We start from the raw sequence: 20,965 nt of genomic DNA, 5'->3' as shown, positions 1-20,965 counted from the left end.
GGTGGCATAGTGAATGTCATTATCGTCCTTCGAGGTTCCGCCATGCGACTGGTCCTGCGTCTGCTGCTGGGTGTGATCGGGCTCGCGGCCCTCATGCTGACCGCGCGGCTGTGGCTTGATCCGGCCATGGCGGGGGCGAAGCTGGGGGTGTCGGCCACGGGGCCGCTCGGCCTGGCGACGCTGCGGGCTGACCTCGCCGGCTTCTTCGGGGTGGTGGGCGGCCTGACCCTGGCGGCGGCGATCCGCGCGGACGCCAGGCTGTTGACCGCCCCCATGCTGCTGATCGGCGCGGCCCTGGCCGGCCGGGTGATCACGGTGCTGGTCCAGGGCCTGCAGCCGGAGATGGTCGGGCCCATGGTGGTCGAGGCCGTATTGGTGGTGATCCTGGCCTTTGGCCGCCGGTCGCTGGTCGCCGCCTAGTTCTGGCCGAAACGGATCTCGTCGCCGCCGACCGGCAGGTCGATGGTCATGCCGTCCTTGGCCAGGCGCCAGTTGGGGAAGCCCACGGCGTCGATCCCCTTGGTGAAGGCCTCGGGCGTGAAGAAGGGCAGGCCGGCCTGGGTCAGATGGGTCAGCACCAATTGCTTCACCCCCGCCAGCTTGGCGATCTCGGCGGCCTCGACCGGGGTGGTGTGATAGCTGACCGTGTCGCCGAGGATCGAGCTCATCCGGTCCTGGCCGATCATCGCCAGACCGTCTGACAGCTGTCGCGTCATGCCGTTGTTCTGGGCCTCGTGGATCAGCACGTCGGCGCCCTTGGACGCCGTGGCGAGCGGCAGCCACTTGATGGTGTCGCCGCTGACCACGACGGAGCGGCCCTTGTAATCGAAGCGATAGGCATAGGCCGGGGCGACCGGCTTGTGGTTCACGGCGATGGCGGTGACGGTCAGGCCGTCCTGGCGCCAGGCGACATGGCTCTGGACGCCCTGAGCGTCCGGCTTGGCCGGCATGGGGATGACCCTGGCCTGCAGCAGGCCCGCCGCGATCGGCAGCTTGACCGCGCCGTGCTCATGGTGGGCGTGGCGGAAGCCGTGGTCTGGGCCATAGGCCTCGTTCAGGCCCGAGGCCAGATGCTCGACGCCCGGCGGACCCACCACCTGCAGCGGGGCGGGACGGCCGGCGACCCAGCTCTGCATGTTGAATTCGCCGAGGTCGCCGATGTGGTCGGAGTGCAGGTGGGTGATGAACACCGCGCGCGTGGTGGCGATCGGCATGCGCCACAGCTGCAGGTTCTCTGACGCTTCTGAACCGATATCGACCAGATAGAGCGAACCGCCCGCCTGGATCGCCACGCAGGGCTTGGCGCGGTCGCGGACCGGCAAGGGGCCGGAGGTGCCGCAGAGGGTGACCTTCAGGCTGTCGGCGGGGGCCGGCGCCTGGGCGAAGGCCGCGCCGGAGCCGAGCATCAACAGGGCGGACGCCGCCGCCAGAACCCGTCGCGAAAACATCATACCCATGGCTCCCAGGCGGGCGCGCCGAAAGGTTCGCCCGGTCCTGGCGGCAGAGTGAACTAATGGCAGTTATCGTGCAATAATATTCGAGCTGTGGCCTGGCTTGACCTGGGTCAAGGCCGGGGAGGCGCGCCGGGGTCCAGGATCACGGCAGGACCAACCCGCCTGCCGGAAGGATCGCGGTGGACAGCTTCGCCACTCCAGCGCCGTCGCGGGCCATGACCGACGGCGACGACCAGGCCTTCCTCGCCGAGGTTCGGGCCTTTCTGGGCGTCGCCCTGACGCCGGACCTGCGGCGGGCCGGGGCCCAGACCCTGGGCGTGCATTCCGAGATCGAGGCCTGCCGGACCTGGCATCGCCGGCTCTATGTCCAGGGCTGGATCGCGCCGGCCTGGCCGGAGGCGTTCGGCGGACCCGGCTGGAGCGCGCGGCAGCGGTTCCTGTTTGACCGCGAGTGCGCGCTCAATGATGCGCCGGTGCTGTTCGCCACGGGCCTGCGCAGCATCGGGCCGCTGTTGATCGAGATGGGCACGGCCGAGCAGCGCGCCCGCTACATCACCCCCATGCTGAGCGGCGAGGACCTGTGGTGCCAGGGCTTTTCCGAGCCGGGCGCGGGCTCCGACCTGGCGGCGATCTCGACGCGCGCTGTGCGGGACGGCGACGACTATGTGCTGCGCGGCACGAAGATCTGGACGACGGGCGCCCATCTCGCCAACCGCATGTTCGCCATTGTCCGCACCGCTGACGGCGCCAGGCGCCAGGAGGGGCTGACCTTCCTCTTGATCGACCTGCCCAGCCCCGGCCTGACCATCACCCCGATCCCCGGCCTGGCCGGGGAGCATGAGTTCAACCAGGAATTCTTCGACGATGTCCGCGTGCCGGTCGCCAACCGCATCGGCGTGGAAGGGGAGGGCTGGGCGGTGGCCAAGCGGCTGATGCAGCTGGCGCGGTCGAACAACACCCCCGCCGCCCTGGTCCGCCGGGTGTTCCGCCGCACCCAGATCGCCGTCGCCGAGGCCGGGGCGACCCTGGAACCCGCCGTGCGCCGCCGTTTGGCCGGCCTGGAGATCGAGCTGGAGGCCTTCGAGCAGATGGAGCTGGCGGCCCTGCCCGCCGGTCGGCCCCGGGCGAACGACGACCTGAGGCCCTCGATGCTGAAACTCACCGGCAGCGAGCTGCACCAGAAGGTCGCCGAACTGGCCATGGAGGTCGCGGGGCCCTATGCCGCCGCGAGCCTTGAGGCGCTTGGCCAGATCGATCCCGCCCTGGACGTGGGCGCGCGGGCCATGGCCAAGCACCTGGCCGTGCGGGCGGCCACCATCTATTCCGGGGCCAGCGAGACCCAGCGCAACGTCATGGCGCGCGCGCTCCTGGCCTGAACGTCAGGCCAGGGCGAGCAGGGCCGGCAGCAGGGCTCCTGCGGCGAGCAGGGCCCAGATCACGCGCTTGCGACGGTTATAGGTCAGCGCCATCCAGACCCCGAGCACGGTGCTGGCGATCAGGCTCAGAGCCACCACCAGGAACAGGAACTTCAGCGCCGCGACATTCCAGGCGGGCGTCTTACGCGCCGGCTCAGCGGCGGCGGGCTTTGCGGCGGCGGGCTTGGACGCACGCGCGGGCTTCAGGGCGAACTTCTGGTTCTTGTGCAGCTCGCCGAGCTTTTCGATGATCGGGGCCGGCTTATAGCCGGGCTGGGCTTCGTGCAGGCTGAACAGCTGCAGGGCGCCGGTGACGGCGAAGAACAACAGGCTGGGGGCGATGAACACCCCCAGATAGACGTGGATCTGGCGGATCAGGGCCAGGCGCAGGGCCGGATTGGGTTTGCGGGCGGCAGGCTTCGTCTCGGCCAAGATCATCATCTCCATCGGGCGCGGCGTCGGTCGCGCGCGTCGCGTCGGTGTCAGGTACGGGCGCGGCGGCGATAAGGCCACCGGCGATCACCCCATTTCGAAAGCGCGGCTCAGGCGCTCGCAGGTTGGGCGTAGCCTGCGTAGGAGTCCTTCAGGGTCGCGTGATTGAGCAGCATCTCGGCCTTCAGGACAGCGCCGGTGGCGTCGTAGATTTTCGTCCGCACCCAGTAGGATTCGGTGCGGCGGCTTTCGGCCAGGGCGGCGATCTCGCGGCGGATGACATAGTCCTCGCCGACGAACAGCGGGCCGTCGATCATGCGGATCTCCTGGTCGGCGAACAGGCCGACGGCCGGGCCCTTCACCGGGAACTCGGCCTGGCGGCTGGAATATTCGGCCAGCACGCTGACCATCTCCAGCGGGATGATCGCCCGGCCCCAGGGCGAGGCCTTGGCGTCGGAGTACCAGGGCGAGGTCTCGGTGATCGCCGCCAGCTTCTGGTTCAGGGAGAAGGGGTAGAGCGCGCCCATATTCTGGTCGGGGTCCATGCGCACGGCCTCGTCGCGCGCGCCCTTCATGCCCACGGTGAGGTCTTCGAGGATCAGCAACTTCTCCGGCGGCCGCAGCTGGGCCATGCGCTGTTCCAGCAGGGTCGGACCATGGTCGGGGCCCAGGCTGGCGCTGGCTTCCAGCACCGGCGTGCCGTCGGCCTTTTCGGCCCAGACCCGGGTGGTGGTCGCGCCCTCAGCGGGCCAGGCGGCGAAGGCGCGGACCTCCTCGCCCTCGATGACCATGTTCAGATAGTGGGAGGACAGGCAGCCGCGCTCGAACCAGGCCTGGCCCCAGATCTTCTCCAGCAAGGGCGGGAACAGGCTGAAATGGGTCGGCCCCTCGATGGGGCCGGCGCGAAAGCCCAGCTTCTCGGCCATGGCGTCGTCATGGATCGAGGAGTGGCCGCCATATTCCTGGTCGGCCAGCATCTGACGGGGGCCGCGCAAAGGGCCGCTCAGGATCAGGGGCGTGTCGAAGCTCATGGCCGGGTCTCCAGGTGTCGGGCGCGGCGCGATGCTAGGGCGAGTTGAGGCGTGCGCAAGCCCGCGCGGACCCCTAAGGGGCCGCAACGGCCAGGGCGGCGATGCGCGCCTGATAGGCCTTGGCCACGCAATCGGTCGGTTGAGGATCGGTGACGCAGGCGTTGCGGGTGACGATCCAGGCCCGCTGGCTGGCGCGCAGGGCTTCCTGGTCGGGGCCGGGGTGCAGGGCGATCTGCCGGGAATAGGCGAGGGAGAGGTCGCGGTCGGCCTTGGCGAGCGCGGTGTCGCTGCAGATGGCCCGCTCGGCCCATTCATGCGCCTGGACGCAGTTGAAGCTGGTGGCCAGCGAACTGGTCCCGCCAGGGCCCACCACCAGCCGCTCATTGATGAAGGCCAGGGGGTGATAGCCATAGCGGACCATCAGCCAGGAGGCGCCATTGGCGGCCATGGTCCGTCCGAGCGCGGTGACCTGGCTGCCCGCCTCCAGGCCGCCGAGGCTGTGGAACTTGGCGCCCGGTCCGTTGCGGACATTGACCGGCTGAGGCCCGACCGTGAACTGGACCGGCCGGTAGAACCGATCGACCTTCGCATGGGTCGCGCCGGGCATCAGGCTGGCGAGGTCGCGCCAGGTCTGGCAGCCGACCAGCCCGGCCAGCAGCAGCAGGCAGGCCGCCCCGGCCAGGACCAGCCGCCGCGTCCCCCATCCCGCCGGGCGGCCCGGCTTGGGCGCCGAGGGTTCGCTCATCGGTCAGCCGTTTCCGGACGGAGATGATCCGCCCAGATTTTGCAGTCTGAGGTCGTGATTTGATGATCTATCAAGTCTAGATCGTGCCGCCCGTCCACGATGATCTTACTGACGGGGCCCGCCACCCCGCCAATGGATATCTTCAGCAGAACAGACTGACACAGACGACGGGGAGACCGTCGGCTTTTTCTGCGCCTTTACCCATTTCGGGGCGCGAACGGGGCGAGCGGGCGTCATCCAAGCTGGAGACGCCCGCCCTTGAACCGAAACGGACTCTAGCGGAACGCCACGCCGTCGAACTGGCCCGAGCTGCGCCAGGCGTCGATGTACTTGAAATAGGCCGTGGCCCCGGCCGGATAGCCGACATTGAGCTTGGCCGCCGGGCCCGGATCCTGGCCCTCGTTGTTGTAGTAGCCGGGGGTGCAGTCGGGGGCGCCCATCATCCGGCCCATGCCGGTGAGCAGCAGCTCGACCCAGGCGTCCTGGGCCTCCTGGGTGACTTCCACCTGCTGAGCGCCGACGTCCAGGGCGTGCTTGACCATGGTGGCGATCGTGCGGCCGGAGTCGGTCAGATTGTGCGGCACGTTGGAGATCAGGTTCGCGCCCTGGGTCGGCTGCACGAAGAAGGCGTTGGGGAAGCCGTGCACATGGATGCCGTGCTTGGACTTCATGCCCTCGGCCCAGGCCTCCGACAGCTTCAGCCCGTCGCGGCCGACGAGGTCGAAGCCGGCGCGGCGCTTGTACTCGGTGCCGACCTCGAATCCGGACGCGTAGATGATGCAGTCGACCTCGTACTCGACGCCGGCGACCACGAAGCCCTTCTCGGTGATCTTCTCCACGCCCTTGCCGTCGGTGTCGATCAGCCGGGTGCCCGGGGTGTTGAAGGCCTGCAGATAGGTGTCGTGGAAGCAGGGACGCTTGCAGAGCTGGCGGTACCAGGCCTTGAGCTTCTCGGCCGCCTCGGTGTCGGCGACGATGGAATTCACCCGCGCGCGGATCTCCTCCATCTTCTCAAAGTCGGAATCCTCATAGGCCGCCAGCATCTTCATCGGCGTGCGGTCTTCCGGCGGCAGCTGCATGATCTTGCCGCGGATCCGGCGCGACAGGTCGGTCCAGCCGTCCTGGACCAGATCGACCTCGGCGTTGCCGCCGGCCTGGTTGGCGGTGAAGTTCTCCAGCCAGCGCAACTGCCAGCCGGGCGTGGCGATGGAGCTGAACCATTCGGGATCGATCGGGGCGTTGGCGCGGACGTCGACGGAGGAGGGGGTGCGCTGGACGACCAGCAGCTCCTTGCAGGCCTTGGCCAGGTGCGGCACGGCCTGGACCGAGGTGGCCCCGGTGCCGATGATCGCCACCCGCTTGTCGGCGAGCTTGGCCATCGGCGCGCCCTTGGGGTCGCCGCCGGTATAGTCATAGTCCCAGCGGCTGGTGTGGAACGAGTGGCCCTTGAAGCTCTCGATGCCGGGAATGCCGGGCAGCTTGGGCACATGCAGCGGGCCGGTGCCCAGGCCGATGAAGCTGGCCGTGAAGCGGTCGCCACGATTGGTCGAGATCACCCAGCGGGAATTGGCCTCGTCCCAGCTGAGATCCTCGATCTCGGTGTGGAACAGGGCGTTTTCATAGAGGCCGTACTGCTTGCCGATCCGCTGGCACTGCTCGAGGATTTCCGGCGCGTGGGCGTATTTCTCGGTCGGCATGTGCCCGGTCTCTTCGAGCAGGGGCATGTAGATCATCGAGGCCGTGTCGCACTGGGCGCCCGGATAGCGGTTCCAGTACCAGGTGCCGCCGAAGTCGCCGCCCTTCTCGATGATGCGCACATCGGTGACGCCCGCCTCGACCAGACGCGCGCCGGTCACCAGGCCGGCGAATCCGCCGCCGACGAAGGCGAAGGTCACATGGTCGGTCTTGGGCGCCCGCTCGACGCGGGGAGTGTAGGGGTCGTCGAGATAGTGGGCCAGCCGGCCCTTCACCTCGAGGTACTGGCTGTTGCCATCGGCCCGCAGGCGCTTGTCACGCTCGGCGATGTACTTGGCGAGCAAAGCTTTCTTGTCGATGGCGGGACGCGAGGCCTGCGTCGTGTCGTCGGCAATCGTCATCGGAAAATACCTCGATCAAAATACGGAAACCCTCGCGCCGGCGGGCGCAGGACAGGGCGGCGTCAGGGCCTAAATCGACCCTTACGATGCCAGTATATATTCGAATTTCGAGTATGGCGACCCCGCCGAGGCGTCGTCAGGCGGCCGTCTCCAACACGAAGCGGTCGGCAGGATCAGAGACGGTCGGCGCCGTAGAGGGCGAGGTTGATGGTCGCGGCGACGGTCCACTTGTCCTGAAGCGCCACGTTGTGCCCGCCCTTTGAGCTGAAGCAGCCGATGTCGGTCATGGCGAAGATGCGCTTGCGGTCCGCAGCGTTGATGAGCCCGGGGATCGACGATACGGGCCGTTCAGGCTCGAGGGGCTCCGTGGCCACGATGATCGTCGTCGGTCGCGGCAGGTGGTCGAGCAGGCCGGTATAGTCGACATTGACGGCGCCCTCGGCCGTGACGCCAAACACCTTCTCGACCCATTGGAGCATGTAGGGCGTCGTGGTCTCGCGCTCGACATACTCCCGCAGCATGGCGCGCAGCGGCCACAGGTCGATCGTGGTCAGCGGCGGGTCGCAGGCGATCACCCCGGCGACCCGGGCGTTGCGCAGGGACATGGCGACCAGACCGCCGATCGACATGCCGAAGACCACGACCTTCCGGTCGGAGAAGGCGCTGTCGATCGCCTGTTCAAAGGCCAGGGCGAATTCCGGGACGGACGCAACGCTGAGGCCCGGGCAATTGAATCCCGGCAGATCGGCGATCACCACATCGGCTTGGCGAAACACCTGGGTGAGGATGGTCCAGTCGTCCAGTCGGGCGAAGGCCCCGCGAATGATCAGCAGGATCGGCCGGTCCGGCGCCTGGCGATTGAACCGGGCCCGCAACCAGATGTCGCCGAAATCGGTGGGTACGACTTTTATCTCGAGGCTCAAGTTCGAGGGCTCCCCAAGCGATTTCCGACAATTCCGAGCCGGCCGGCCATCTCAGGCGGCGCCATCGACGCAGGTGACCGCGTCGACAGAGCGGTCCCGGTCACCAGATCACCAGTCCCTGGCTGGTGGGCAGTTCGAGGACCGCGATGCCCCGCTTGGCGAACCATTCGGTCTCGGCGACATGCTGGGCGCGATAGGGCAGGGCGCCGAAGTCGTCGAGCACGATCACCGCCCCGGGAACCAGGCGGGACTCCAGCGCGTCCAGCGCCCCGATCTCGGCCGGCGCGTTGTTCATGTCGATATGGGCGAAGGCGATCTGGTCCGGCAATTCGGGGCCGAAGCTGCCCGGCACCGCGCCCTTGACCACCCCGACATTGGGGAACTCGGCGAACCGGGCCTTCACCGCGTCGAACAGGTCGGCGCCATGCTCGGGCATGGCGTGGTGGCTCATGGCGGCGTTATGCTCGAACAGGTCGTAGAGCACATAGCGCCGGTCGCCGAGGTCGACGGTGTCCATCAGGATGCGGGCGGTGACCCCCTTGTAGCAGCCGCACTCGACGAAATCGCCGGCCCGGCGCAGGGCCTGGCGCGCCGCCCAGACCACGGTCGCGGTGCGCCACATGACGCCGCGCTCATGGGACATCTTGGCGTGGGTGTCCCAGGCCTTGATGAACCGCGCGTCGCTGAGGAAGCCCAGGTTGCGGCCAAAGGCGATCAGGTTGTCGCCGGCGAACCAGCCATCCTTGACCTTGGCCGCCGCCATCAGGCCGTCGAGGCCCTGGTTGAAGGCCTCGTGGTCCGAGACGCCCCAGAAGAAATTGCTGCGATATGACGGCATGGCGGGCCTCCTTGCATCAGGCGCTAGCTTGGCTGGCGGCAAGTCTCAAGGCGTATGATCGCGCTCCGCGCCGTTGAGGCGGATTCGCGGCGGCGTGACTGGGCCAAGTCCGGGTTGTCGCGTAGAGGTCGTGGCGATGCAGCTTGAACAACGCACCGTGCGCACCTCCAAGGGCGACATCCCGCTTTGGGGCCGGTTTGGCCAGCACGACGCCTCGCGTCCCGTGTTGTTGGTGATCCGGGGCGCCTTCGGCGGCCGCGATGACTGGACGATCCTGGTCAGCGCCTTTCCCCAGGCCGATGTGGTGCTGGCGCACCTTCCCGGCATGTACACGCCGTTTCTGGATCGCTCCTCCGTGCCCGACTTCGCGGCGGCCTTCGATGAGGTGATCGCCCGGATGTTCGCCAACCGGCGGGTCGTCGTCATGGGGCTGTCGATTGGCGGCCTGGTGGCGATGTCGCTCAAGGCCAAGGAAATGGCGGCGGTGGTGGCCTGCGACCCGCCGCTCAGCACGATCGGCCTGTGGCCGATGCGGGACAAGTTGCGCGAGATCGTCACCTCGGAGCTCGTCACGCCGAGCCTCCTGGCCTGGGTCGAGAACATCTTTGGCGTTACGCCGCGCGGCGAGGTGAACGTCGACTATCGTGGGGTGCTGGGTGGGACGACCGTGCCGACCTCCATCGTTGTCGGCGGCGTTCCGCTGGAGCCGGAACGCGCCCTGGCCCAGTTCCCCAGCTTCGTGTCGTCCGCCGACCGGGAGGTGTTGAACGCCTGTCCGGGACTAGAGGTGATGCTGGCCCCGGACGCGGGGCACAACCTCGCCAAGACTGCGGCCTGGCTGGTGGTCGTGGCGGTCAATGGGGCGATCCTGACCGCGCAAAGCCAGATCCGGTGACATCCCTGATCCCTGCGACTGATGGCGGCTATTGCCTGTGGATCGTCACGCCGGCGGGCTACACCCACAGCCGGGGTTTCGAGGAGGTGGCGGCAGGCCTGAGCGAGGCGTTCGCGGACCTGGGGTTCGACGCGCCCGTCGTCACCCGGCTGGACCAGATCGCCGGGCGGGCCGTGGTGCTGGGCGCCAATCTGCTGGCCGGCCATCCTGGGGTGCGGCCCCCGGGCCTGGTGCTGTACAATCTGGAGCAGGTTCAGGCGGGCTCGACCTGGATGACCCCGCCATATCTGGACCTGCTGCGCGCCTATCCGGTCTGGGACTATAGCGCCCGTAACATCGCCGCCCTGGCGGAGCAGGGGATCGCCGCGACGCTCTGCGGCATTGGCTATGCGCCCGGCCTGAGCCGCATCGCGCCGGCGCCGGACCAGGATGTCGACGTGCTGTTCATCGGGTCGATGAACGCCCGGCGCCGCGCGGCCCTGGACGATCTGGCCGCCCGGGGCGTGAGGGTGAAGGCGGCCTTCGATCTCTATGGCGCGGCGCGCGACGCCCTGATCGCGCGGGCCCGGATCGTGATCAATATCCACTATTACGAGGCCCAGGTGTTCGAGATCGTGCGGGTCTCCTACCTGCTGGCCAACCGGGTCTGCGTGGTCTCGGAGACCGGGCTCGACGACGAACTGGAGGCGCCGTTGCGCGAGGGGATCGCCTTCGCGCCCTATCAGGGCCTGACCCAGGCCTGCCTGGACCTGCTGGCCGATCCGGCGCGGCGCCAGGCCTTGGGCCAGGCGGGGTTCGCCGCCTTCTCCGCCCGCCCCCAGGCGCCGATGCTGCGCGCCGCCTTGGGCGCCCTCACCCGGGGGTGAAGTTCCGCAGGGCGGCCTGGTCCGCCTCCGACAGGGTGATCTTCTCCAGGCAGACTTTCATGGAATCGACGGCGCGTGGGGTGCGCAGGATCACGTCCTGGGGCTCGCCCCGCGCGCGCAGGTCGCGGCCGACCGGGCTGATGATGTAGTCGAGCCGGCGCATGACGAACCGGCTCTCGGTCCAGCCCAGATACCAGAACCAGTCGGTGTAATAGAGCCAGCTGCGCTCATTGAACGCCCGCACATGGGTGGGGTCCTGCCAGGCGCCGTAGGACAGGTCATAGGGCGTCATGATGTTGAACAGCCCGCCGACCTTCAACAGGTTCAGGCCGTTGGTCATGGTGCGGACCAGGTCGGGGACATGCTCCAGCACGTCGTTGCAGACGATCTCGTCGAAGCCGCCATGGGCGACCTCGATGTCGCCGAAGCGGCGGGTGGCGAAGGTCTGGCGCCCGCCGGCCGGGAAGTCGCCGCTGACATCGGCCAGGATGTCCGGCGACCAGTAGGGCGAGACGTCGATGTTCAGGTAGTCGGGCTTGAAGTCCTTGCCGCTGCCCAGATTGATCTTGGTCGGAGCAGGCGTTGACATCAGGTCCATCCGAAGGAATTCCAGCGTGAGCATAGAGGCCTGAGCCTCGCCCGCCAGGGATCGCGCCTCCGAGAGGGGGCGAATCCCCGCTAGGTAGCGGAAGTCACAGGTCCCGTCATGAAGCCGAGCTCTGAGGAACGACTGCAACATGTGGGCAGGAGCCCCGTGCGCATCGGGCGTTTCACCTATGGCGTGGAGAATGTCCTGGTCCGCCAGTGGGGCGAGGGGGCGGGGCTGGAGATCGGATCGTTCTGCTCGATCGCCTCGTCGATCACCATCTTCCTGGGCGGCAATCACCGCGCCGACTGGATCACCACCTTCCCCTTCGGCCACATCTTCCAGGAGGAACTGGGCGGGGAAGGGATCGTCGGTCATCCGGCCACCAACGGCGATGTGCGGATCGGCCATGATGTGTGGATCGGCCACGGGGTGACCATCATGTCCGGCGTGAGGATCGGCGACGGGGCGGTGATCGCCGCCAACGCCACGGTGGTGAAGGACGTCGCGCCCTATCAGATCGTCGGCGGCAATCCGGCCAAGGCGCTGAAGACGCGGTTCTCCGAGGAGATCATCGCGCTGCTGCTGGAGCTGCGGTGGTGGACCTTGCCTGTCGAGACGATCCGGGAGATCGCCCCGGAGCTCTCGACCGCGCCGGATGCAGGCCGGCTACGAGCGCTGATCCAGCGGGTCGGGCGGTGATCGGCTGGCGCACCGCGAGGCCGCCAGCCGTCTCACATCAGCCCATGCGGTGCAGGGCGCACAGCTTGTTGCCGTCGGGATCGCGCAGATAGGCGAGATAGAGCTTGCCCATGCCGCCCTCGCGCACGCCCGGCGGATCCTCGATGGAGACACCGCCATTGGCCACGCCGGCCGCATGCCAGGCGTCGGCCTGGGCGCTGTCCTTACAGGCGAAGCCGATGGTCGCGCCGTTGCCGTAGCAGGCGGGCTCGCCGTTGATCGGCTGGGACACCGAGAAGACGCCGGTGGGGGTCATGTAGAAGATGCGGTGGCCATCGACCATGGCCGGGCCCACGCCGAGCGTGCCCAGGACGGCGTCGTAAAAGGTCTTGGCTTTGTCGAGGTCGTTGGCGCCGACCATGATGTGCGAAAACATCGGTGTGTTCCTTCCCTTGAAGCTCAGCCGGACATCGGTTGGCTATCGGTGCGAGCCGACGGTGTGGCTTGTTCCACGGGCCACGGGTGCGCCGCAAGCCAGGAGCTTCGGCGAACTCGCCAGAAAGGTCCGCGCCCGGCGCGGCGGCTTGGGTTGCGCCCGAGTCATGGCACTGTTGGCCTTCCTCGTCGGAGCGCGTCCCGATTGACCTCAACTTCCGCCCGCAAGCGCATCCGGCTCGCGCCAGAAACCCGGCGCACGCAGATCCTGGACGAGAGCGCGCGCCTGATCCTGGAGGAGGGCCTCCATGCGGTCAGCATGGAGCGGATCGCCCGCGACCTGAGGATCAGCAAAGGTCTGGTCTACAGATATTTCCCGACCCGTGACGCGCTGCTCGCGGCCCTGATGCACCGGGAGCAGACGGAACTGCGGGACCGGGGGATGGCCAGCGCGCTCCAGGCGGTGAGCTTCGCCGACCTGATCCGCCAGACGACCCGGCTCTATCTTCAGCACACCCTGGATCGCGGCGCCTTGATCGCGGCCCTGCTGGCCGATCCCTCCGTCGCGCGGCTGATGGAGGAGGATAGCCGTAGCGATCGCGAGCAGACGATCCGCTATTTCGTGCGCGCCATCCGCCGCGAGTTCCAATTGCCGCTGCCGCTCGCCATCGCCGTCGTCGACCTGCTGTCGGCCCTGACGGATCAGGCGGGCCGGCTCGTCGCCCAGGGTCAGGTCGACGTCGATTCCGCGACAGAGATGTGTGTGGAACTGATCACGGGCGGCCTTTCCGCGCTGGATGGTGATCGCCCGCTGAAGCTTTAGGGCGAAGCGGATGGGGCCGATGACCCGCACCGCTACCGCAGGAACGCGCGAACCGCCGAGAGATAGTCGGTGAAGTTCTCGCGGCGGATGTTGTGGCCGGCGTGTCTGATCTCAACACTGCGGATATTGGGGTTGACCGCCTTCGCCTCCATCGCAAGCGACGGCGAGACCAGAGCCCCCCGATCGACCTCACCACATATCAACAGGGTGGGCGCGGTGATCCCCGCGATCGCGTCCTGCCAGGGGGCGTCGTAGGCGGGCAGGGCCGCGGGATCGACCTGCTTCTTGGCGGCGGCCCAGGCGGGGAAATCATCGTCGTGCCAGCTGGGCGAGGCGGCCTTGCCCATGGCGATGATCTCAGCCTCGGACATGGCGGAAAAGGCCAGAACCTGGTCGCGAAACCTCGCGCGGCGCGCCTCGGCGGAGGCGGGTCTGGCCGGCGGAAGCAAGGGCGGGTCTTCCAGTATGACCTTGGACACCCGGCCTGGATGGGCGCTGGCGAAGTCCGCCGTGGCGCGGGCGCCGACCGAATGTCCCATCACCACCGGATTGATCAGGCCCAGCTGGTCAATCGCCTCGGCGATGTCCAGACCCGGGTCATGAGCCGCTTCACTGCGGATCCTGGAGCTCTCGCCGTGGCCCCGCGCATCCAGCATGATGACATCGAAATCAGAGGCCAGGGCGGCGGCGAGCCTGAACCAGCAGAGGCCATTGTCGGTGAGGCCGTGGGACAGCAACAGGGCGGGACCGCTTCCGCCCGTGCGGTGAAACGCCAGGCGGCCGCCGGAAATCTCCACCGTCCCAGATCGCCAGGACGCCTTGGGCGCGCCTGCGCCTGGGTCGGGACGGACTACCAAGCATAGGCCTCCGGCGCGGGGCCGCAGGCCGGGAAAATGGCGTCGATCCGCGCCAGGACCTCGGCGTCGAGCGTGAGGTCCGGCGCCTGCATGACCGAGGTCAGTTGCGCCTTCGTCCGGGGCCCGATGATCGTCGAGGCTACGCCATCCTGGTGGAGCAGCCAGGCCAGGGCGACGACGCTGGTGGATTGGCCCAGGTCCAGACAGAGGCTGGCGAACTGGGAGAGCTGGGCGGACCGGGAGGAGGCCGCGCGCTTCATGTCGTCGGACTGACGGCGTCCGCCCTGGTCCGGCGCGTCGCCCGCCAGCAACCCGCCGGCGAGGGGACTCCAGGTGATGACGCCAAGGCCGTATTCGCGGCAGGCGGGGATCACCTCGAGCTCGGCGCGGCGTTCGATGAGGTTGTAGAGGCTCTGCTCCGATATGAGGCCCAGTTGGCGGGCCGCGATCGCCTTCTCGTTGGCCTGGGCGATTTTCCAGCCCGGAAAGTTGCTGGAGCCGACATAGGTGATCTTGCCCTGGCGCCTCAGGTGATCCATCGCCTGCCAGATCTCCTCGATCGGCGCGGCGCGATCGATGTGGTGCATCTGGTAGAGGTCGATGTGATCGGTCTTCAGACGCTTCAGGCTCGCGTCGCAGGCCATCTGGATATGGCGCGCCGACAGCCCGCGGTCGTTGACGTCCTCGGACATCGGCTCATGGACCTTGGTGGCGAGCACGATCTTGTCCCGCCGGCTGCGGTCTTCGGCGAGCCAATCGCCGATGATGGTCTCTGTCGTTCCGACCCCCAGCTGGCCGCCATACTGATTGGCGGTGTCGATGAAATTGATCCCCGCGCCCACCGCCGCGTTGAGGATCGCGAAGCTCTCCGGCGCGGAGGTTCGCGGCCCGAAGTTCATGGTGCCCAGGCAAAGCGCGCTGACCTGCAGAGCGGATCGACCCAGCCGGCGATATCTCATGGGGCTAATCCGTCCGAACAGGTCATGGCGCGCGCAGGGTCGCGCCGGTGACCAGGGTTTCGCCTGAATCGGCCACGCAGTGCCTGACGAGGCGCTGGGCGTGGTCCGACAGCTTCTTGAAATCGCGGTAGGTGATCCCGGGGACGATCGGTTCGCGGAACCAGGGCGCGTAGAACTCCAGATTCGGGATCGCCCGCACGGCGTCCGAGATGTTGGGCGTGCCACCGTGCCAGGCCCGCACATCGCGGATCATGATCGCGCCGGCGGGGGCCGGGCAAACCGTGCTCAGCCTCATCCATTCCGGCTCGTCCGCGAGACTGGGGATCGGCACGCGGGAATGCTGGGTGCCCGGTATCTGACGGGTCGGGCCGTTCAGGCGGGTCACCGCCTGGGGAAGGAAGTTCACGCAGAGGTAGGGGCAGGGCAGGTCGCGGATCGTGAGTTGGCCGCGCGGGTCATGGAAGGCGCTGAAGGGCGTGGTCGCCGGGGCTTGCCAATCGCGGACGTCCGAATGCAGGGGTTGATATTCCACCGCGCCGGGAAGGCAGAAATCGCCGCTGGCCGCCCGAAGCACATAGTCCGACGATTCAAAGATCGCGGTCACCGCCTCGGTGACGACAGGGATGTCGAGCAGCATCTGCCACTCCGGGCGGTGGAGCTGGCTGCGCGTGAGGCTGCATCCGCCGAACGAGTATCGGTGCGACCCCCGATTGCCCTTGCGGCTCTGGTCCAAGGCGAGGATTTCCGCAGTCACCTCGCGACAGCCCGTCGCGAGGATTTCGGTCTGTTCGTCGTTCAGGGCGTTCGCGATGACGACGAAGCCGTCGCGGCGAAAGAGATCGACGGCGTGGCCTGTGTCGCCAGGTTGCAGGATCTCCAGCCCCTTGATTCCGTTGTGGGCTTCGAGATGCGCGCGAAGGGCGGCGATCTCGGGATCGTCCGACCCTGCGCGGTTGGCCTCAGCCTGCCCAATCGCCTTGTCCATCAGATGCCCCCCCATGCGCCGACTCTGAGGTCGGTCACGCTATTGCAACAAGCGTCATTATTAGCGAGCGGTGGGATTGAGCGTCAAGCCCGCATGCCTGCCCGCCCCGGGGGGTGGCCCTGCGAACGGCCAAGGCGCGGCGTTCCCGCGCCAGGCGGTCGTCGCGACCGGATAAGATTTGAGGAAGTTCGTCCACCAGAAGAATGGTGGGTGCAGTAGGATTCGAACCTACGACCCGCTGATTAAGAGTCAGCTGCTCTACCAACTGAGCTATGCACCCATCGCGATTCCGAGGCATCTAAGCCCTGGCGGCGAGGGCGCGGAACATACGCGATGCTTCGCTGATTGCAAGCCGCCCAAGGAGAGAATTTCATGGCCAGGCGAGACCTTACCGGCGCGGTCGATTTCGCCTTCCTGGAAAGCTTCGCCGCGGGCGACCAGGGCGTGGTCGACGAGGTGCTGGCCCTGTTCCGCGAACAGGCCCGCATGTGGTCGATGATGCTCGATCCGGCGTCGGAGGGCTGGCGCGACGCGGTCCACACCCTGAAGGGCACTGCGCGCGGCATCGGGGCCCATGCCCTGGGCGATGTCTGCCAGGCGGCGGAGGCCGAAGGCGCGCAGGGGCTGGACGCCGTGCGCGACGCCCTGGACGCGGCCCTGGCCGATATCGCCGCCTACGCCCATGAGCGGGCGCTGCAGTCCCTGAAGACCCCGCGTTGAGGTTGGGTGGCTAGATCCCCGCGCCGTTGTCCAGCGCCAGCAGGGCGGCCTCGTGGGCCTCGGCCTCGGCGATGATCCAGTTCAGGAACGCCTTCACCTGGGGCAGGCGGCCCTTGGCCTTGGGGTGGACCACGTAATAGGCGAAGTCGACGGCGGTCGCGATCTGCAGCGGGGCGACCAGGCGGCCGGCGTCGAGGTCGGCCTGGGCCAGGGTCCGCTTGGCGAGCGCCACGCCCCGGCCGTTGACCGCAGCCTCGATCACCAGGCTCGACTGGTTGAAGCGCGGGCCCCGCGCCCCGTCGACGCCGCGCACGCCGCGGGCGGCCAGCCACATGGTCCAGTCGGGGCAGGAGTCGTCCGGCTCCGGCGAGCCGTCATGCAGCAGGATGTGGCCGGCCAGGTCGGCCGGGGTGTTGAGCGGATTGGTCGCCTGCAGGTCGGGGCTGAGCACCGGGATCACGGTCTCGCCGATCAGCCGGCGGACCTCCAGGCCCGGATAGCGGCCACCGCCATAGCGGATGGCGATGTCGACCTCGCCGGTCGACAGATCGACCAGCTCCAGGCCGGCGGACAGCCAGACGTCGACCTGGGGGTGTAGTTCCTCGAACTTGCCGAGCCGGGGCACCAGCCATTTGGCGGCGAAGGAGGGGGCGGCGGTGAGCGTCAGCCGCCGGCCATCCACGGCGGCGGTCAGCATCGAGGCCGCCTCGGCCAGGCGGTCGAAGGCCTCGCGCAGGGCGGGCAGGGCGGTCTGGGCCGCGTCGGTCAGCAGGAGGCCCTTGGGGGTGCGCTTGAACAGCGCCGCGCCCACATAGTCCTCCAGGTTCTGGATCTGCTGGCTGACCGCGCCCGGGGTCACCGACAGCTCGTCAGCCGCCCTAGAAAAATTGAGATGCCGTGCGGCCGCTTCAAACGCCCGCAAGGCGTTCAACGGTGGCAGGCGGCGTCGTTCCGAGTTCCGTTCCACGAGTTTTCCTGACAGCCCCGGCAGAAGTCCTTGGGTTGCGAATTGGGGCCCCGGCGACCAATTTGCAAGCGTCCGGCGATGTATCGGCCCTTTTCGTCGCCAGACACCTCGCGGGGCGGGTGAAAGCCCGTCCCGCTTCGATTCACCACTATAGCGTTTAGAGAAGCTAAAGCCCATGCCCTCCCGCCGCGCCTCGGATCGGCCCCGGACCGCCGCCGCCAACCGGCTGGTGGTGCTGTCTGGCGCGACGTCCGGCGTGACGGGCGCCAAGCCCGGCGCGGTGTGGCTGGTCGGCGCCGGTCCTGGCGACCCAGAGCTCTTGACCCTCAAGGCGTTGCGGGTCCTGCAGGCCGCCGATGTGGTCGTGCATGACGGCCTGGTCTCCGACGAAATCCTCGACCTGGCCCCGGCCTCGGCGCGCCGGATCTCGGTGGCCAAGCGCAAGTCGCGCCATTCCTATGCGCAAGACGAGATCAACCTCATGCTGGTGGCCTTCGCCCGGGAGGGCCTGAAGGTCGTCCGGCTGAAGGGCGGCGACCCCTTCATGTTCGGTCGTGGTGGCGAGGAGCTGGAAGCCTGCCGTGCGGCCGGGGTCGACTGCCAGGTGATTCCGGGCGTGACCGCCGCCCTGGCCGCATCGGCCGGCGCCGGCGCGCCCCTGACTCATCGCGGCCTCGCCCAGGCGGTGACCTTCGTCACCGGCCATGCGGCGGCGGGCGCGGAGCCCGATCTGGACTGGGCGAGCCTGGCGCGGGCCAACCACACGGTGGTGATCTATATGGGCCTGTCGACCGCGGCGGGGATCGCGGCGCGTCTGCTGGCCGCCGGCCGCGGGTCGGCCACCCCGGCCCTGATCGTCGAGAACGCCAGCCGCGCCGACGAGCGCCGGATCGTCACGACGCTCGCGGGCCTGGCTGAGGCGGCCGAGGCGGTGAACGGGCCGGCCCTGCTGATCGTGGGCGAGGCCATGTCCCTGGCCCAGGCCGGGGGACCAGATCTTGTTGAATTTGTCGAAGCTCGGGGCCGCGAGCGGGGAGTGAACCAATGAAAGCCTTGACCGCGAACCGTCTCAGCGACGGCGAGGTGGTGTTCTGGAAGGCTGGCCAGTGGGTCGAGCGCTTCGCAGACGCTGAACTGTTCGATGACGCCCAGGCCGCCGCCGGCGAGGCCGCCGAAGGTCACGCCAAGAGCCAGCCGACCGTGGTGGTCGAGCCCTATCTGATCGACCTGATCGAGAGCGAAGGCCTGTGGGCGCCGCTGTCCTATCGTGAACGCATCCGTGCGCTGGGCCCCACCAATCATCCGACCCACGGCAAACAGGCCGAGGGCGGGGCGGTGATTGCGGCCCTGCAGCACGCCCATGGCGCGGCCCGCTCGACCGGCCGCGTCGACCTGATCAAGCGCAAGTAGGAGGGAGGGCCCCATGTATCAGTACGACACCCTCGACCGGGAATTCCTCGCCGACCGCGCCGCCGAGTTCCGCGAGCAGGTCGATCGCCGCCTGAAGGGCGAGATCACCGAGGACCAGTTCAAGCCGCTGCGGCTGATGAACGGCCTCTATCTGCAGCTGCACGCCTATATGCTGCGGGTGGCCATTCCCTATGGCTCGCTGAACGGCGTCCAGCTGCGCAAGCTGGCCGATATCGGCCGCCGCTATGACAAGGGCTACGGCCACTTCACGACCCGGACGAACCTGCAGTTCCACTGGATCAAGCTGAAGGACACGCCATCCATCCTGGACGAACTGGCCAGCGTCGACCTGCACGCCATCCAGACCAGCGGCAATTGCATCCGCAACGTGACGTCGGATCCCTATGCCGGCGCGACGGCGGAAGAGATCGACGATCCGCGCGTCTGGTCGGAAGCCATCCGCCAGTGGTCGATGCTGCATCCGGAATTCTCGTTCCTGCCGCGCAAGTTCAAGTTCGCGGTCACCGCCTCGCCCAAGGACCGCACGGCCGCCAAGGTCCATGATATCGGCCTGGTGGTGCGCCGCGCCCGCGACGGGACGCTGGGCTTCGAGGTGATCGTCGGCGGCGGCATGGGCCGCACCCCGCATGTGGGCCCGACCATCCGCGAGTTCCTGCCGGCCAACCGGCTGTTCTCGTACCTGGACGCGATCCTGCGGGTCTATAACCGCCACGGTCGGCGGGACAACAAGTACAAGGCCCGGATCAAGATCCTGGTCTCGTCCCTGGGCGCCGAGGAATTCGGCCGTCAGGTCGAGGCGGAATGGGAGAAGGTCGGGGTCGACGGCGACCTGCCGGACACCGAGATCGCCCGCATCCGCGGCGCCTTCGCGCCCAAGGCTTTCGACACCCTGGTCAACCGCTCGGAAGCGTTCGAACAGGCCAAGGCCGCCGATCCGGCCTTCGCCCGCTTCGCGCGCAACAATCTGAAGCCGCACAAGCGGGCCGGCTACAGCATCGTCGAGATCTCGCTGAAGGGGATCGGCGACACCCCCGGCGACGCCACCTCCGACCAGATGGACGTGATCGCCGAGCTGGGCGAGCTCTACGGCCAGGACGATATCCGGGTGACGCACGAGCAGAACCTGGTCCTGCCGCATGTGAAGCTGGACGACGCGCCCAAGGTGTTCGCCGCCCTGCAGGCGGCCGGCCTGGCGACGCCCAATATCAACCTGATCAGCGACATCATCGCCTGCCCGGGCCTGGACTACTGCGCGCTCGCCAACGCCCGGGCGATCAATGTCGCCCAGGACATCGCCACCCGCTTCGCCGACCAGGACCGCGCCGAGCTGATCGGCGAGCTGAAGATCAAGATCAGTGGCTGCATCAACGCCTGCGGCCACCACCATGTCGGCCATGTCGGCATTCTGGGCGTCGATAAGAAGGGCGAGGAGTTCTACCAGCTGACCCTGGGCGGCTCCGGCGCCGAGGACGCGGCGGTCGGCAAGATCCTGGGTCCGGCCCTGCCGGCGAACAAGGTCACCGACGCCATCGACACCCTGGTGGACGTCTATCTGCGCGAACGCCAGGACGGCGAGCGCTTCCTCGACACCTACCGCCGCACCGGCGACGCGCCGTTCAAGGAGGCTGTCTATGCCGACGCTCGTTAAGCTGACCGAAGGCGCCTTCTCCCTGGTCGACGACGCCTTCACGGCGGTTCCCGACGAGGAAGACCTGCCGCAGGGCGATGTGATCATCTCGCTCACCCGCTTCCAGGCGGAAGGCGATCGGCTGTTGTCCGAAGGCCGCGCGGTCGGCGTCCGGGTCGAACCGGCCGAGGAGGTCGAG

General features: G+C 68.1%; 22 protein-coding genes, 1 tRNA gene and 2 pseudogenes. 11 read left to right on the top strand and 14 right to left on the bottom strand.

From position 1 onward, the window contains the following. Positions 1-420 (top strand): hypothetical protein (locus tag Q7P21_RS10270; protein ID WP_304177015.1); only part of this gene is annotated, 420 nt, incomplete at its 5' end. On the opposite strand, the gene Q7P21_RS10265 is transcribed toward Q7P21_RS10270, so the two are convergent. Continuing rightward, entirely contained in the window at positions 417-1,451 is a 1,035-nt protein-coding gene (locus Q7P21_RS10265) for an MBL fold metallo-hydrolase (protein WP_304177013.1), read from the bottom strand. The genes Q7P21_RS10270 and Q7P21_RS10265 overlap by 4 nt on opposite strands. A 182-nt stretch (positions 1,452-1,633) precedes the next feature. Here Q7P21_RS10265 and Q7P21_RS10260 point away from each other — a divergent pair, with 182 nt between their 5' ends. Further along, entirely contained in the window at positions 1,634-2,830 is a 1,197-nt protein-coding gene (locus Q7P21_RS10260; RefSeq protein ID WP_304177011.1) for an acyl-CoA dehydrogenase family protein, read from the top strand. 3 nt (positions 2,831-2,833) lie between these two features. On the opposite strand, the gene Q7P21_RS10255 is transcribed toward Q7P21_RS10260, so the two are convergent. The 6 genes from Q7P21_RS10255 to Q7P21_RS10230 form a co-directional block, all read right to left on the bottom strand. Beyond that, the gene (locus Q7P21_RS10255; protein WP_304177009.1) at positions 2,834-3,301 is read right to left on the bottom strand and encodes a hypothetical protein; all 468 of its coding nucleotides are present in this window, start codon (positions 3,299-3,301) and stop codon (positions 2,834-2,836) included. 110 nt (positions 3,302-3,411) lie between these two features. Then, on the bottom strand, positions 3,412-4,332 hold the full coding sequence (locus Q7P21_RS10250) for a hypothetical protein (protein ID WP_304177007.1): 921 nt from the start codon (positions 4,330-4,332) through the stop codon (positions 3,412-3,414). Between the two features lie 73 nt (positions 4,333-4,405). After that, complete coding sequence (locus tag Q7P21_RS10245) at positions 4,406-5,077, bottom strand: lysozyme inhibitor LprI family protein (protein ID WP_304170146.1); 672 nt, start codon at positions 5,075-5,077, stop codon at positions 4,406-4,408. Positions 5,078-5,352: 275 nt separating this feature from the next. After that, positions 5,353-7,173 carry an NAD(P)/FAD-dependent oxidoreductase gene (locus Q7P21_RS10240; RefSeq protein ID WP_304170145.1) on the bottom strand — a complete coding sequence of 607 codons (1,821 nt, stop codon included), beginning with the start codon at positions 7,171-7,173 and terminating at the stop codon, positions 5,353-5,355. Positions 7,174-7,346: 173 nt separating this feature from the next. Beyond that, positions 7,347-8,096 carry an alpha/beta fold hydrolase gene (locus tag Q7P21_RS10235; protein WP_304170144.1) on the bottom strand — a complete coding sequence of 250 codons (750 nt, stop codon included), beginning with the start codon at positions 8,094-8,096 and terminating at the stop codon, positions 7,347-7,349. A gap of 100 nt (positions 8,097-8,196) precedes the next feature. After that, positions 8,197-8,934, bottom strand: a complete 738-nt coding sequence (locus Q7P21_RS10230) for a class I SAM-dependent methyltransferase (RefSeq protein WP_304170143.1) — start codon at positions 8,932-8,934, stop codon at positions 8,197-8,199. 136 nt (positions 8,935-9,070) lie between these two features. Here Q7P21_RS10230 and Q7P21_RS10225 point away from each other — a divergent pair, with 136 nt between their 5' ends. Together Q7P21_RS10225 and Q7P21_RS10220 are read left to right on the top strand one after the other, a co-directional pair. Beyond that, positions 9,071-9,829 carry an alpha/beta fold hydrolase gene (locus Q7P21_RS10225; protein WP_304177006.1) on the top strand — a complete coding sequence of 253 codons (759 nt, stop codon included), beginning with the start codon at positions 9,071-9,073 and terminating at the stop codon, positions 9,827-9,829. Further along, entirely contained in the window at positions 9,826-10,695 is an 870-nt protein-coding gene (locus Q7P21_RS10220; protein ID WP_304177004.1) for a glycosyltransferase, read from the top strand. The genes Q7P21_RS10225 and Q7P21_RS10220 overlap by 4 nt, the downstream gene beginning before the upstream one ends. On the opposite strand, the gene Q7P21_RS10215 is transcribed toward Q7P21_RS10220, so the two are convergent. Beyond that, positions 10,682-11,284: a methyltransferase domain-containing protein gene (locus tag Q7P21_RS10215; RefSeq protein ID WP_304170140.1), complete on the bottom strand. Its 603-nt coding sequence runs from the start codon at positions 11,282-11,284 to the stop codon at positions 10,682-10,684. The genes Q7P21_RS10220 and Q7P21_RS10215 overlap by 14 nt on opposite strands. Positions 11,285-11,434: 150 nt before the next feature. Here Q7P21_RS10215 and Q7P21_RS10210 point away from each other — a divergent pair, with 150 nt between their 5' ends. After that, entirely contained in the window at positions 11,435-11,983 is a 549-nt protein-coding gene (locus Q7P21_RS10210; protein ID WP_304177003.1) for a CatB-related O-acetyltransferase, read from the top strand. Between the two features lie 37 nt (positions 11,984-12,020). Here the strand turns inward: Q7P21_RS10210 and Q7P21_RS10205 are convergent, their stop codons facing one another. Beyond that, the gene (locus tag Q7P21_RS10205; protein WP_304170138.1) at positions 12,021-12,398 is read right to left on the bottom strand and encodes a VOC family protein; all 378 of its coding nucleotides are present in this window, start codon (positions 12,396-12,398) and stop codon (positions 12,021-12,023) included. Here Q7P21_RS10205 and Q7P21_RS10200 point away from each other — a divergent pair. After that, positions 12,291-13,220, top strand: a complete 930-nt coding sequence (locus Q7P21_RS10200; protein ID WP_304177001.1) for a TetR/AcrR family transcriptional regulator — start codon at positions 12,291-12,293, stop codon at positions 13,218-13,220. The genes Q7P21_RS10205 and Q7P21_RS10200 overlap by 108 nt on opposite strands. 32 nt (positions 13,221-13,252) lie before the next feature. On the opposite strand, the gene Q7P21_RS10195 is transcribed toward Q7P21_RS10200, so the two are convergent. From Q7P21_RS10195 to Q7P21_RS10180, 4 genes are all read right to left on the bottom strand, one after another. After that, on the bottom strand, positions 13,253-14,077 hold the full coding sequence (locus Q7P21_RS10195) for an alpha/beta fold hydrolase (RefSeq protein WP_304176999.1): 825 nt from the start codon (positions 14,075-14,077) through the stop codon (positions 13,253-13,255). Continuing rightward, complete coding sequence (locus Q7P21_RS10190; protein WP_304176997.1) at positions 14,071-15,036, bottom strand: aldo/keto reductase; 966 nt, start codon at positions 15,034-15,036, stop codon at positions 14,071-14,073. The genes Q7P21_RS10195 and Q7P21_RS10190 overlap by 7 nt, the downstream gene beginning before the upstream one ends. A 22-nt stretch (positions 15,037-15,058) precedes the next feature. Beyond that, entirely contained in the window at positions 15,059-16,021 is a 963-nt protein-coding gene (locus tag Q7P21_RS10185) for a phytanoyl-CoA dioxygenase family protein (RefSeq protein ID WP_304176996.1), read from the bottom strand. A 204-nt stretch (positions 16,022-16,225) separates the two neighbouring features. Then, positions 16,226-16,301, bottom strand: a tRNA-Lys gene (locus tag Q7P21_RS10180). Positions 16,302-16,393: 92 nt separating this feature from the next. Here Q7P21_RS10180 and Q7P21_RS10175 point away from each other — a divergent pair. Next, entirely contained in the window at positions 16,394-16,741 is a 348-nt protein-coding gene (locus Q7P21_RS10175) for an Hpt domain-containing protein (protein WP_304172291.1), read from the top strand. Positions 16,742-16,751: 10 nt separating this feature from the next. Here Q7P21_RS10175 and gcvA read toward each other — a convergent pair whose 3' ends face one another. Continuing rightward, complete coding sequence (gcvA, locus tag Q7P21_RS10170; protein WP_304172289.1) at positions 16,752-17,708, bottom strand: transcriptional regulator GcvA; 957 nt, start codon at positions 17,706-17,708, stop codon at positions 16,752-16,754. 280 nt (positions 17,709-17,988) lie between these two features. On the opposite strand from gcvA, the pseudogene cobA reads away from it, so the two are divergent. The 4 genes and pseudogenes from cobA to Q7P21_RS10150 form a co-directional block, all read left to right on the top strand. Further along, a pseudogene (gene cobA, locus Q7P21_RS10165) lies at positions 17,989-18,690 on the top strand (uroporphyrinogen-III C-methyltransferase); the annotation flags it as partial. A gap of 62 nt (positions 18,691-18,752) precedes the next feature. After that, positions 18,753-19,118 (top strand): DUF2849 domain-containing protein, encoded by a 366-nt coding sequence (locus Q7P21_RS10160; RefSeq protein WP_304176994.1) that lies wholly within the window; start codon positions 18,753-18,755, stop codon positions 19,116-19,118. Positions 19,119-19,131: 13 nt separating this feature from the next. Further along, positions 19,132-20,787, top strand: a complete 1,656-nt coding sequence (locus Q7P21_RS10155; RefSeq protein ID WP_304176993.1) for a nitrite/sulfite reductase — start codon at positions 19,132-19,134, stop codon at positions 20,785-20,787. Continuing rightward, a pseudogene (locus Q7P21_RS10150) lies at positions 20,771-20,965 on the top strand (oxidoreductase); the annotation flags it as partial. The gene Q7P21_RS10155 and the pseudogene Q7P21_RS10150, both read left to right, overlap by 17 nt.

Source organism: Phenylobacterium aquaticum (assembly GCF_947378715.1).
GTDB lineage: Bacteria > Pseudomonadota > Alphaproteobacteria > Caulobacterales > Caulobacteraceae > Phenylobacterium > Phenylobacterium aquaticum_A.
Note: the sequence above shows the minus strand (reverse complement) of the source record. Positions and strands in the feature narration are given on the sequence as shown.